The organism is Gimibacter soli, from assembly GCF_028463845.1.
Taxonomy (GTDB): Bacteria; Pseudomonadota; Alphaproteobacteria; order Sphingomonadales; family Kordiimonadaceae; genus Gimibacter; species Gimibacter soli.
Window position 1 is genome coordinate 2623726 of the sequence record NZ_CP116805.1, and the last position, 12443, is coordinate 2636168.

Genomic DNA, 12443 nt, shown 5'->3' on the forward strand with positions numbered 1-12443 from the left:
TACTTTTGAGTTATCATCACCGTGACGTCAATAACCGCTGTAACCGGAACCCGGAACAACAAGCCGGCCCGACAAAAAAGACTGAGCAGAAGAAAGCCCCACCCGCCGAAGCGTCCGTGAGGCCCTAAAGCGCGAGCCAACTGACCAGCAAAGATGCGCAGAAGCTTACGGAAGTCGCCACAAACACCGGGACGGCGGGGCGCCACCCCATGGAGAGAAGCAGATCAAGCCGGGTGCGCATGGCAGTCGCTGTAACGGCGAACAGCAGCAGCACTTTCGACCCCGTCAGCGCCCAGGCCGAAAGTTCGCGTGGGAAATTAACCAGACTGTTCAGCCCGACAAGCAGCAGGAAGGCAACGATGAACCACGGCAGCGACAGGCGCTTCAGGATGCCGCCGGTGTTGTTGTCGGGCGTATCAACCGCAAGGCTGATCAGTGCCACGAACGGCGCGAGCAAGGCCACCCGTGCCATCTTGACGATGGTGGCGTGTTGGCCGGCCTCATCCGAGAACGAATAACCCCCGCCAATCGCTTGCGCGACATCATGGATAGACGCGCCGAGCAGGAACCCGGCCTGCATGTCGTTCAGGCCAAGTTCGGCGGCGAGTATCGGATAGATCGAGAATGCCAGCGCACTTGCCATCGCCACCCCGACAAGTGTCAGGGCAAACTGGGCCTGTGGCAGACGGTCCTTGCCGATGACGCCATAAAGGGCCAAGGCAGCGCTCGATCCGCAAATCGCAGTGGCTCCGCCCGCCAGAAGCCCGGCAAAGCCGGATTGACCGGCAAGCCGCGCGCTACCAACGCCCGCCAGTACCGTTACCGCCATGACGGCCAGCAGGCACACGAACGGCATGATCCCGAGTGCACCGATCTGCATGAAGGTCACCTGCAGCCCGAGCATGGCAATGCCCACACGCAGGAAAGACCGTGACGCAAAGTCCAGCCCTTCGTGCGTGCGCTGATCACTCGACACGAAATTCATGGCGAGACCGACAAGCAGCCCCAGAAGAATGACAGGAAAACCGTAATGGTCGGACAACCAGGCCGCCGATGCAGCCCCTGCCGCGCAAACCGCAAGCCCCGGGAAAAGGCGCTTCCAAAGCGGCCGCAGGTCTCGGTGAGGATCAATTTCCGCGGCCAATTGCTGCTCGCAGAACAGGTCGCCCTGATAGTCGAGGTCGCTTTGATTGGGGTCCTTCATGATCGACTCTCCAATTTTCTGTCCAACGGTATCATATTTTTCTTTCCATATACTTAGCAAGGTATAGGATGCAAGCGGGAAAGTGGGAAGAGACCGGGAGGAAACACCAATGTTCGACAAGGATTCGCGCGGCAACAGCGGCCAGCCTCAAACGGCATTCATGCTGTTGGTAATCCTGCTTTTTATAGGCAATGCGCTTAATTATGTCGACCGGCAGGTCCTTTCCCTCCTGAAACCCACGCTCGAAACCGAATTTGGCTGGAGCGACAGGGATTATGCCCATCTTGGCTCGGCATTCCAGATTGCGGCGGCCGGCGCCCTTCTTTTTGTCGGCTGGTTTGTCGACCGGCTCGGCGTTCGCATCGCATACGGCGTGGCCATTGCTGTCTGGAGCGCGGCGGGCATGGCGCACGCCCTTGCGATGACGGTTCAACAGTTTGTTGCGGCACGCATCGTTCTGGCCGTCGGCGAAACGGTCAGTACTCCGGCCGGACTCAAGACAACAGCGCTCTACATGCATCCGAAACAGCGCAATCTGGCGATCGGCATCATCAACACCGCCCCCAATATCGGCGCGATCATTACGCCGCTGCTGATCCCGCCCTTCGCCATTGCTTTCGGCTGGAAAGCTGCATTTCTGGTGACAGGCGCCCTTGGCTTTGTCTGGCTTCTGTTCTGGCTGCCCGCGACCCGCAATCTCAAGCCCATCGGCAACATCCCCGAACGCGCCCCTGTCGACTGGAAAACATTGTTCCGTGACCGGCGCAGCTGGGTTGTTATCGGCGCCAAAAGCCTCACCGACTGTGTCTGGTGGTTCGTGCTGTTCTGGATGCCGGATTTCTTCAGCCGCGTCTTCGGACTGGGACAAGCCGAACTCGGCTGGCCGATTGCCATCATCTTCTCGCTTGCCGCGTTTGGCGCCATTTCGGCGGGTGCCATCTATCCGATCCTTGTCGCCCGCGGCCACGATATCAATGCTGCCCGCAAGCTTTCAATGCTGTTCTTCGCAGCCATCGTGCTGGCCATGCCTTTCGCGCTCTCGACTGACAGCCCCTGGGTTGCTGCCGTCCTGATCGGCCTTGGCCTTTTTGCGCACCAGGGCTTCTCCACCAACATTTTCGGCATGACCGCCGACATCGTACCGGCCACGCGCATTGCCAGCGTGATTGCCATGGGTGCTGTGGCAGGCAACCTTTCAGGGACCGGCATCATCGAACTCGCCGGCTGGTCGCTTGAAAATGGCCACGGCTACGCCCCCCTGTTCGTCATCTGCGGCGGCGCCTATTTCAGCGCCCTTGCCTTCATCCAGCTGATGATCCCCCGCCTGGAACTTTCGGAGGGGCAAGAGGCCTGAGGAGCCACAATCTTCGAACAATGTCGCGGGCCGCATATTCTGCGGCCCGTTTCATTTCGCCCCTTCACCATCCATTGCCCGTTCGGAACATTGCCCCTTGAGAGGCCATGAAGACGCCCCGCCCTGCCCAACCGCACCCTGCCGCACAACCACTCGCCACACATAGGCGCCACTCCTCGGTGCCCATGTAGTTCACACAAAAGAAAACCCCCGCCAGTGCACAGCGGGGGTTTCGTGTTTGCGGGCCGAGGGAAACGGCTGGCCCGGTCACGAGGGGAAGGGTTACATCTTGATGCGGAAGCTGACGCCCATGTAACGGTCGGCATCGCGCGGGATCTGCAGGCGCTGGCCGTTGGAAACATTGAGGAGAACGTAGCTTTCATCAGTGATGTTCCGGACATGGAACGATAGGCGGTAGCTGTCATCCTTGTCCGAGAAGCCGAGCGAGGCATTCCACATGCCATAGGCATCGATTGCGCCCTGCTCGCCCAGATCCGAGAACTGCTTGCCCACATGGCGATAGTCAGTGTTCAGATACATCATATAGTCGCCGACTTCGCGTTCGTAATCGGCACCAAGGACATAGGTGAACTTCGGTGCCAGCGGCAGGCGGGTGCCATCGCGGGCGTCAGGCGCGTTGGTCAGCGGGTTCGGGTTGAACTCCTTGACCTTTGCGTCTGCATAAGCCGTGCTCAGGCGGAGCGTAAGGCCTTCGGTCGCGAGGAACACGAGATCAGTCTCAAAGCCCTTGCTCTTCACGGTGCCGGCGTTTGTCAGGTTGGTTACCACGGCGCCGTTCAGGAGCACGAAGTTGTTGGCCTGGAACCCGTCATACTCGACCGAGAAGACCGAAGCATTGAGCTGCACGCGGTCATTCATGAACTGGGACTTCATGCCCACTTCGAACGCGTCCGAGGTTTCTTCTTCAATCGGAACGGCGTGTGTCGGTGCCGTGTGGTTGAAGAAGACGTTGAAGGCCGGCCCTTTGTACCCGCGCGTATAGCTGGTGTAGAGCATCATGTCGTCCGAAGGCGTGAACTGGAGGACGGCTTTACCCGAAAGGTTGCCGTTGCGGCTGGACCCTTCCGAGATATTCGTCCCGTTGCCGCCGGCAGAGACAAGACCGCCCGCCGGGTTGCCCGAAACACCGGGGCCCGTTGCCGGAAGGCCTGTCGCGGCATTGATGCCGGGTGCACGTTCATGCGTGTATGAGAGACGGTCCCACGTGTAACGAAGGCCACCGGTCAGGGCGAACATCTCGTTGAAACGATAGGTTCCCTGCCCGAATACGGCATAGTTGGTCGAGTTCACGTCGCTATAGGACGTCGCCGTCGGGAACAGGGTGTTCACCGTGTCCGTAAGGTTGCACGGCTGGCCGCCGGTGACCGGATCAACCGGCAGGTTCGACGTTGCACAGGTGATATCCTCGCGCGTGAAGACCTGCTTGTTGTCAGACCGCCACGCAAAGGCGCCAACCTGATAGAAGAAGGGCTTCGACTGATCGGAGGCAATACGGGCTTCGAACGAAAGCTGCTCGGTTTCCACCACGCCGTTATCATGCAGCTCGGCAACGCCTACGATGGCGCGCGGCTGGAAGTCACCTTCGCGGATTTCCTCGTTCCACCAGTTGCGGTAGCCCGCAACCATGCTGAGCGTATGGCTGTCGGAAATGTCAAAGTCGGCAGATGCCGTCAGGCTCCACTGCTTGTCGTTCGTCTGGGTGACAAGATTGTGGTTGATATAGCGCTGGTCCTCGCCAAGGTCGACGCCGCCCGGCAGGCCAAGCTCGGCGTCGCGCACGGCACCAACGCTGGCGCCAGCCACGTCGGCACAGCAATCGTCATTCGCCTTGAAATAGTCAGCGATGAAGCGCATGCGGCTGCTGTCGCCCTTATAGTCGAGAACGCCGCGTGCACCCCAGTGCTCGTAGCCGTTCACGTCTTCCTCTTCGCCGCCATAGATATTCTTGATGTTGCCATCATAGCTGCCATAGAAGCCGGTTACGCGCCCGCTCCACTGTTCCGACAGCGGCCCTGAAACCGACGTGCGCAGGCGGTATTCATTGCCTTCGTACCATTCTGCACGGGCTTCGGCTTCCAGCTCCTCGGTTCCGCCTTTCGAGACGATATTGACGAGACCTGCCGAAGCGTTCTTGCCAAAGAGCGTACCCTGCGGCCCGCGCAGCACTTCAAGGCGCTCTGCGTCCACAAGATCAAGGAAGGCCTGCCCCGAACGGCTCAGCACGACGCCGTCAACAACAGTCGAAACGCTGGGCTCGGCCGCCACCGAGAAGGTGATTGTGCCAACGCCGCGCATCACAATGGCGCTGTTCGCACTGGTCGTACCTTTGCGGAAACTGACCGAAGGCACGATCCGGCCGATCGTCTCAAGGCTGGTCACACCGGCGTTTTCCATGCGCTGCGGCGTTACCGCACTCATCGAAATCGGCACTTCCTGAATGTTTTCGGAAACTTTTTGCGCGGTCACCACGATTTCTTCGAGCGCAAAATCATCATCTGCCACGACAGCGCCAGCCATCGCGATCAGGCTTGCGGACGCCGTCAGCACCCGCATTGCAATACGATTCGTGTTGGGCATTTTCCCTCCCTAACTCCTTTAAATGGCGCACTTTTTCTGCATCAACCATTGATACAGAGCAAAGCAAACGCGCCAACCTCCCACCTACTCAGATGCTCTTTTCCACTTGTTATGTCAAGCGGTGTCATATAAGGTCAGAAGCAACGGGGAAGAATCACCAATTTTATCTTGGGCAGGGGTGATGAGAGGGATTTCTACACGCATTTTGGCGGAAAATGAGGGTTTTGAGCTGGTCTATGAGGGCCGGATCATCCTTCGTCACACCAGTTTATGTCCTTCGTTGGTCATTTCCAGAGGCAACCCTCGGGTAACCATGTACCGGGGCAATTTCCGCATTGAAGATTCCCCTTCGGGCACAGTGATCCCGACCGGATGGCAACAGTCCGAGAACGGCATTGAATTTGCCGCTAACGGCTCGATCTGCGCGACGCTGACTGTAATGTCGAACGGGATCGAGGTCCGGACCACCGACCCCGCATTTGACCGGATCACCCTGCACTTCCATGCCGAAGCGGATGAGCAAGTCTGGGGTGGTGGCGAACAGATGAGCTATCTGTCGCTCAAGGGCCGCGCCTTCCCCATGTGGACGAGCGAACCGGGTGTCGGCCGCGACAAATCGACCGAACTGACACGGATCATGGACAAGGAAGGCATGGCCGGTGGTGACTATTGGAACACCAATTATCCCCAGCCGACCTTCCTGACGTCCCGCTGGACGGCAATCCACCTTGATGCCAGCTGCTACAGCGTCCTCGATTTCACCAACCCTGAAAGCCACACGGTTTCAGTCTGGAGCAACCGGGCAAAGTTCGAGATATTCGCCGCCGCGAGTCCGACTGAACTGGTCAGCGCCCTCTCAACCCGTTTCGGCCGGCAGCCCCAACTGCCGGACTGGGCGATCGAAGGCGCTATTGTGGGCCTCAAGTCCGGTGCCAGCAGCTTCGACAGACTTGAACGCTTCCTGGATGCAGGCACCTCGGTATCCGGCATCTGGTGTGAAGACTGGGCTGGTATCCGCGAAACCAGTTTCGGACGCCGCCTGTTCTGGGACTGGAAATCCGGCGACCGCAGCGCTGCCCGCTATCCGGGCCTGAAGCAACAGATCGCGGCACTCCATGAACGGGGAATCCGGTTCCTTGCTTATGTGAACCCGTATCTCGCCGTGGACGGTGAGCTTTTCGCTGAAGCCGAGGCAGGCGGGCACTTTGCCCGGCAGCTTGAAAGCGATGCGACGCATCTTGTCGATTTCGGCGAGTTCGACTGCGGCGTCCTTGATTTCACCCAAGCCAAAACCCGCGACTGGTTCGCCGAGCGCATCTTGGGCCGCGAAATGCTTGATATCGGGGTCGATGGCTGGATGGCTGACTTCGGCGAGTATCTGCCGACCGACCTGCGGCTTGGCGACGGATCAGACCCGATGGAAGCGCACAACAAGTGGCCGGTTCTCTGGGCTGAGGTGAATGCGCAGGCCGTCGCATCCCGCGGCAGGACAGGCGACGCCGTTTTCTTCATGCGCGCCGGCTTCTCGGGCGTGCAAGCCCATTGCCCGCTCCTCTGGGCCGGGGACCAGTCCGTTGACTTCACCCGGCATGACGGGATCGGCACCGTGATCACCGGCGCCCTTTCCGCCGGCCTTGTCGGCAATGCCTATAGTCATTCGGACTGCGGCGGCTATACCTCGCTTCATGGCAATATCCGTAGCGAAGAACTGCTGCAGCGCTGGTGCGAGCTTGCAGCCTTCGCCCCGGTCATGCGCAGCCACGAAGGCAACCGGCCGGACGACAATCTGCAATATGACACCAATGAAGCGCTTCTCACGTGTTTTGCACGCTGGAGCCGCGTTCATGCTCATCTGGCGCCCTATGTTCGTCACCTCTGCGAGGAGGCCGAGAAAACCGGCCTGCCCGCCCAGCGCCCCCTTTTCCTGCACTATCCTGACGACGCATCCCTCTGGACAGTGCAAGACCAGTATCTTTACGGTGCTGATCTTCTGGTTGCGCCGGTGATCGAGCAGGGTTCTTCATCACGCAATGTGCTTCTTCCGGGCGATACGCCCTGGCGGCACTGCTGGACCGGCGAAGATTATGCGCCGGGCCTTCATGATATTTCTGCTCCCATTGGCCAGCCGCCGGTCTTCTATCGGCCAGACAGCGCCTTTGCGCCGCTGTTTGCCGGGCTTGCAGGGGTGATTGAACTATGAGTGAACGGGCGAATATCAGGGATGTGGCTGCGAAAGCAGGGGTTGCCGTCAAAACGGTCAGCCGCGTGCTGAACGGGCATCCTTATGTGAGTGCAGAAACCAAGACGAGGGTCGAAGACGCGATCCGTGAACTTGATTTCCGCCCCAGCATCGCCGCCCGCATCCTGACAGGTTCAAAATCGAACCAGATCGCCCTCATCTACGATAACCACAGCCCCTACTACATGTTCCAGATCCAGACGGGCTGCTGGGAATTCTGCAAGGAAAACAACATCCGCCTGCTGGCACAGCCGGTTGATGTGGCAGACCCGCAGGTTGGCGAGCAGGTTCGCGGCCTCGTTTCCGAAACGCATGTCGACGGGATCATCCTTTCGTCGCCGGTAACCGACTGCATCCCGGTCCTGCGTACGCTCGAGGCAATGGATATCCCCTTCGTCCGCATCTCGCCCGGCACCAATCATGCGCTGACTAGCTCGGTCTTCATGGATGACGCGCAGGCCGCAGACGACATCACCACCTTCCTTATCAACGCAGGCCATCGTCGTATCGGCTGCATCAAGGGCCACCCCAACCACATGGCCTCGGATGACCGTCTTTTCGGCTACCGCCGCGCGCTTGACCGCGCCGGCCTGCCCTTTGAGCCGAGCCTCGTCTTCGCCGGCGAGTTCGATTTCGAAAGCGGCGTCCGTGCAGGCCAGTATTTCCTCGACATGCCGGACCGGCCGACCGCCATTTTTGCCTCGAACGACGATATGGCAGCAGGCGTCTTGGCCGTCGCCCATGACCGGGGCATCGAACTGCCCACGCAACTTTCGGTCGCCGGTTTCGATGACACAACGCTTGCCCGTACCGTATGGCCGCCGCTGACCACCATCCATCAGCCGATGGCTGAGCTTGGCCGGACAGCGACCGAAATCCTTGTTGCGGGCGGTGATATCACCCACCGGCGCCTGCCCCACACCCTTGTCGAGCGCGCGTCTGTCGTGCCACCACCTAGGAAGACTTTATGAGCGAACTGCGACTACCGCCTGCCGAGCGCACCCTCGGGGCCAGTGGAATTGCCATCTCCCCCATCGCATGGGGCATGTGGCGCCTTGCTGAAAATGGCCGGACGGCCGGCGAAGCGGCAAGGCTGGTTCATGCAGCCCTTGATGCGGGCATCAATCTGCTCGATACAGCCGACATTTACGGCTTTGACGGCTCAGCCGGTTTCGGCGATGCAGAAGCGCTGCTTGGCGACGTACTGGCGCTGGAGCCGAGCCTGCGGGCCCGCATGGTGCTCGCGACCAAAGGCGGCATCCGCCCGCCACTTCCCTACGACCAGAGCGGCCCGTACCTGAAAGAAGCAATCGACGCATCGCTGCGCCGGATGAAGACCGATGTGATCGACCTGTGGCAGGTTCACCGCCCCGATCTTCTGGCGCATCCGCAGGAAGTTGCGCGTGCCCTTGATGATGCCATTGCCGCCGGCAAGGTGCGCACGCTTGGCGTCTCCAATTTCACCATTCATCAGCTGGCAGCACTCAACCAGTTCCTTGGCAACAAGCTGGTCACGACCCAGCCCGAGATCAGCCCCCTGCGCATCGATTGCTTCGAGAACGGCGAGCTTGATCAGGCCATGATGCTTGATCTTGTGCCGCTTGCCTGGTCGCCGCTTGGTGGCGGCCGTTTGCTCTCGCCGGAATCGGCCCGCGACAAGGCGGTCGTGGCTGAGCTGGACCGGATTGCCGGAGCCAAAGGTATTTCGCGTTCGGTCGCGGCCTATAGCTGGTTGATGGCTCATCCGGCAGGGATCGTGCCGATCATCGGCTCACAGCAGCCGGAACGAATTTTGGAGGGCACGGCCGCGCTTGAAGTGCGCTGGACACGTGAGGAGTGGTACGCGGTGCTTGTCGCCGCCAGAGGAGAAAGGATGCCCTGATCATGACTGATCAACAACAGTGTGAAATCGCCTGGTTCTCAGCGCTTTGCGATGATGACTATGAGTTTCTCGGGGTTCCCGACAAATATCTGCAATCGAGCTGGGACCATTGCCGCAACATCGTGATGCGCGCAGACGAAGGCGGCTTCGACAATATCCTGCTGCCCTCGGGCTACCAGCTTGGCCTCGACACCACGGTGTTCGCAGCCGCGGTTGCCACGCAGGTGCGCAATATCAAGCTTCTCTGGGCGACCCGGATTGGCGAGGACTGGCCGCCGCAACTGTCACGCCGCATCGCGACGCTTGACCGTATCCTTGGCCCCAACAAGGCAGGTACGGGTGGCCGGCTGAACGTCAACATCATCTCGTCCGACATGCCGGGCGAGAAGCTGGAATCCGGCCCGCGCTATGCCCGCGCCACGGAAGTGATGAAAATCGTCCGCACCCTGCTGAACGGCGAACATCTCGATTTCCAGGGCGAGTTTTACAAGCTGAAGCTTGACCCTGCCCGCATCACCACGCTTTCCGGCAAATGCCCGCCCTTCTATTTTGGCGGCCTCAGCCATGAAGCCCGTGAATGCGCCGCCGAGGGCTGCGATGTCTATCTGATGTGGCCGGACACGATGGACAAGGTTCGCGAAACCATCGCCGACATGAAGGCCCGCGCCGCCCGCTTCGGCCGCACTCTCAAGTTTGGCTACCGCGTCCATGTGATCGTCCGCGAAACGGAAGAAGAAGCCCGCGCCTATGCCGACCGGCTTCTGTCGAAGCTGGACGTCGAGGCTGGCAAGGCGATCCGCGAAAAGTCGCTCGATGCCAAAAACTACGGCGTGCAGCGTCAGGCAGAGCTCCGCACTGCTGCGGGCGGTGACGGCTTTGTTGAAGACAATCTCTGGACGGGCGTCGGTCAGGCGCGATCCGGCTGCGGCGCTGCCATCGTCGGCACCCCCGATCAGGTTCTGGCGAAACTCCGGGCCTATCAGGCCGAGGGCATCGAAGCCTTCATCCTGTCCGGTTACCCCCATATGCAGGAAGCCGATCTCTTCGCGCGTCACGTGCTTCCGCACATCAAGCACGGACCGCTTGAACTATGAACCAACACCAGCCGGCAACAGCCGATGACCCGTTTGATATCGCGGTCATCGGCGGCGGCATCAACGGTGCCGGTATCGCCCGGGACGCAGCAGGACGCGGTGCCCGTGTCCTGCTTCTCGAAGCGCGGGACCTTGCGAACGGTACATCATCGGCATCCACCAAGCTCATTCATGGCGGCTTGAGGTATCTCGAGCATTATGAATTCGGGCTGGTGCGGGAAGCGCTTTCCGAACGCGAGCTTCTGTGGTCGATCGCCCCCCATATCATCTGGCCGATGCGGTTTGTGCTGCCCCATATCGAGGGACAGCGGCCCCGCTGGCTGCTGCGCCTTGGCCTGTTCCTTTATGATCATCTGGGTGCCCGCAAGAAGCTGCCCGCGACCGAACAGATCAGGCTTGAAGGCCATAGGGCCGGCGCACCCTTGTCCGCTGAACTCAAGCACGCCTTCGTCTATTCAGATTGCTGGGTGGATGACGCCCGTCTTGTTGTCCTGAATGCCCGCGATGCCGCCGACAAAGGCGCTGTCATCAATACCCGTTGCCCGGTTACCGCGATGGAGCGGAGCGACAAGGGCTGGACGATCACAACACCCAAGGGCCGCTTCCACGCCAAGGCTGTGGTCAATGCATCGGGCCCCGCTGTCCTTGATGTACTGGGACTGAGCGGCAAGAAGACCGACCGCCAGATGCGGCTTGTGCGCGGCTCCCATATCGTGGTGCCGAAAATCTTCGACCACGAGAATGCCTATTTCTTCCAGTTGCCGGACGGCCGCATCTTCTTCGCGATCCCCTACGAGCAGGACTTCACGCTGATCGGCACCACGGATCAGGACCACCATGGCAGCCTGACCGATGTTCGCGCGAGCGAGGCGGAGATCGCATATCTCTGCGAAGGGGCAAGCCGCTACTTCAAAAAGCCCATCAAGCCTTCCGATGTGGTCTGGACCTATTCGGGGGTGCGGCCGCTTATCGATGACGGCTCGCAGAAGCCGGAGGGTGCCACACGCGGCTACAGCCTCGAACTTTCCGCAGCGGATGAAGGTGCCCCTCTCCTTTCCGTCTTCGGCGGCAAGATCACGACTTACCGCCACATGGCACAGGATGCGGTCAACCTGCTGTCAAAGCGCTTGCCGGTTCTGGGGAAAGCTGCGTGGACGCACACTTCGCCTCTACCCGGCGGCGATTTCCCCTGTGAAGGCGTCGGCGAGCAGATCGAGAGCGTGGCCAAACGCTATCCCTTCCTGCAGCCGGAATGGGGTCGTCGCCTTGTCCGCAACTATGGAACCCTCGTCCCGGCCATCCTCGGCGACGCCCGGTCACTGGCAGATTGCGGCCAGCATTTCGGGGCGGGGCTTACGGAACGCGAGGTGGCCCATCTGATCAAAAACGAATGGAGCCAGACGGCGGAAGATATCCTGTGGCGCCGCACCAAGCTCGGGCTGCGCCTCTCCGCTGATCAGGCTTCAAATCTGCAAAACTATATTGAAAAAGAGTTGGTCCAATGACGCATATCGTAGCCATCGGCGGCACCGTCAATCCGCGCAGTGCCACAGAACAAGCCCTGCAGGTTGCCGTTGCTGCAGCCGCGGCAGAAGGCGCCCAGGTGCAGGTTTTCAACGGGGAATATCTGTCGGACCTGCCGCATTATCGCAGCCGTTCCTACAAGCCTACGGACGGCGCCGAAATGATTGAAGCCGTTCGCGCCGCCGATGGCATCATCATCGCGGCCCCCGGCTATCACGGCACCATCTCGGGCCTCGTCAAGAATGCACTGGACTATCTCGAGGATCTGTCGAAGGACACCCGTCCGTATCTGGATGGCCGCGCTGTCGGGCTTCTGGCAACGGCCTATGGCGATCAGGCGACCATGAGCACGATGCAAACCCTGCGCAGCATTGTTCACGCCCTGCGCGGTTGGCCGACCCCCATGGGCGCCACCATCAAGCTGTCGCCTGAATTATTCGCAATCGACGGCGCCTGCACCGATCCGCGCGCCAAGACGCAGCTTGATCTTGTCGGCCAGCAGGTCGTTCAGGGTGCCCGCAGTTTCTCGGCCGGACGGGCGGCCTGAT

General features: G+C 60.4%; 9 protein-coding genes. 7 read left to right on the plus strand and 2 right to left on the minus strand.

The features are described 5' to 3' along the window. Positions 1-124 precede the first annotated feature (124 nt). On the minus strand, positions 125-1204 hold the full coding sequence (locus PH603_RS12205; RefSeq protein WP_289502812.1) for a YeiH family protein: 1080 nt from the start codon (positions 1202-1204) through the stop codon (positions 125-127). A 109-nt stretch (positions 1205-1313) separates the two neighbouring features. Between PH603_RS12205 and PH603_RS12210 the strand changes: the two genes are divergently transcribed. After that, entirely contained in the window at positions 1314-2558 is a 1245-nt protein-coding gene (locus PH603_RS12210) for an MFS transporter (RefSeq protein WP_289502813.1), read from the plus strand. 282 nt (positions 2559-2840) lie between these two features. Here PH603_RS12210 and PH603_RS12215 read toward each other — a convergent pair whose 3' ends face one another. Next, positions 2841-5156: a TonB-dependent receptor gene (locus PH603_RS12215; RefSeq protein ID WP_289502814.1), complete on the minus strand. Its 2316-nt coding sequence runs from the start codon at positions 5154-5156 to the stop codon at positions 2841-2843. Positions 5157-5337: 181 nt separating this feature from the next. Between PH603_RS12215 and PH603_RS12220 the strand changes: the two genes are divergently transcribed. Genes PH603_RS12220 through PH603_RS12245 form a run of 6 tightly spaced genes read left to right on the plus strand, consistent with a single transcriptional unit; the run spans position 5338 to position 12442 of the window. Then, positions 5338-7356, plus strand: a complete 2019-nt coding sequence (locus tag PH603_RS12220; protein WP_289502815.1) for an alpha-glucosidase — start codon at positions 5338-5340, stop codon at positions 7354-7356. Next, the gene (locus tag PH603_RS12225) at positions 7353-8366 is read left to right on the plus strand and encodes a LacI family DNA-binding transcriptional regulator (protein ID WP_289502816.1); all 1014 of its coding nucleotides are present in this window, start codon (positions 7353-7355) and stop codon (positions 8364-8366) included. Before PH603_RS12220 ends, PH603_RS12225 begins: the two co-directional genes overlap by 4 nt. After that, a complete protein-coding gene (locus PH603_RS12230) occupies positions 8363-9277 on the plus strand; it encodes an aldo/keto reductase (protein ID WP_289502817.1) in 915 nt (304 codons plus the stop codon). The genes PH603_RS12225 and PH603_RS12230 overlap by 4 nt, the downstream gene beginning before the upstream one ends. Positions 9278-9279: 2 nt before the next feature. Beyond that, positions 9280-10371 carry an LLM class flavin-dependent oxidoreductase gene (locus PH603_RS12235; protein ID WP_289502818.1) on the plus strand — a complete coding sequence of 364 codons (1092 nt, stop codon included), beginning with the start codon at positions 9280-9282 and terminating at the stop codon, positions 10369-10371. Continuing rightward, positions 10368-11876: a glycerol-3-phosphate dehydrogenase gene (locus PH603_RS12240; RefSeq protein WP_289502819.1), complete on the plus strand. Its 1509-nt coding sequence runs from the start codon at positions 10368-10370 to the stop codon at positions 11874-11876. The genes PH603_RS12235 and PH603_RS12240 overlap by 4 nt, the downstream gene beginning before the upstream one ends. Continuing rightward, positions 11873-12442: an NADPH-dependent FMN reductase gene (locus PH603_RS12245; protein WP_289502820.1), complete on the plus strand. Its 570-nt coding sequence runs from the start codon at positions 11873-11875 to the stop codon at positions 12440-12442. Before PH603_RS12240 ends, PH603_RS12245 begins: the two co-directional genes overlap by 4 nt. The last annotated feature ends 1 nt before the right edge of the window (position 12443 follow it).

Excerpts from the sequence above, each read along its gene's own strand:
- PH603_RS12205 (WP_289502812.1), bottom strand. The coding sequence starts at position 1,204 with ATGAAGGACCCCAATCAAAGCGACCTCGACTATCAGGGCGACCTGTTC.
- PH603_RS12215 (WP_289502814.1), bottom strand. The coding sequence starts at position 5,156 with ATGCCCAACACGAATCGTATTGCAATGCGGGTGCTGACGGCGTCCGCA.
- PH603_RS12240 (WP_289502819.1), top strand. The coding sequence starts at position 10,368 with ATGAACCAACACCAGCCGGCAACAGCCGATGACCCGTTTGATATCGCG.
- PH603_RS12245 (WP_289502820.1), top strand. The coding sequence starts at position 11,873 with ATGACGCATATCGTAGCCATCGGCGGCACCGTCAATCCGCGCAGTGCC.
- PH603_RS12220 (WP_289502815.1), top strand. The coding sequence starts at position 5,338 with ATGAGAGGGATTTCTACACGCATTTTGGCGGAAAATGAGGGTTTTGAG.
- PH603_RS12210 (WP_289502813.1), top strand. The coding sequence starts at position 1,314 with ATGTTCGACAAGGATTCGCGCGGCAACAGCGGCCAGCCTCAAACGGCA.
- PH603_RS12230 (WP_289502817.1), top strand. The coding sequence starts at position 8,363 with ATGAGCGAACTGCGACTACCGCCTGCCGAGCGCACCCTCGGGGCCAGT.
- PH603_RS12225 (WP_289502816.1), top strand. The coding sequence starts at position 7,353 with ATGAGTGAACGGGCGAATATCAGGGATGTGGCTGCGAAAGCAGGGGTT.
- PH603_RS12235 (WP_289502818.1), top strand. The coding sequence starts at position 9,280 with ATGACTGATCAACAACAGTGTGAAATCGCCTGGTTCTCAGCGCTTTGC.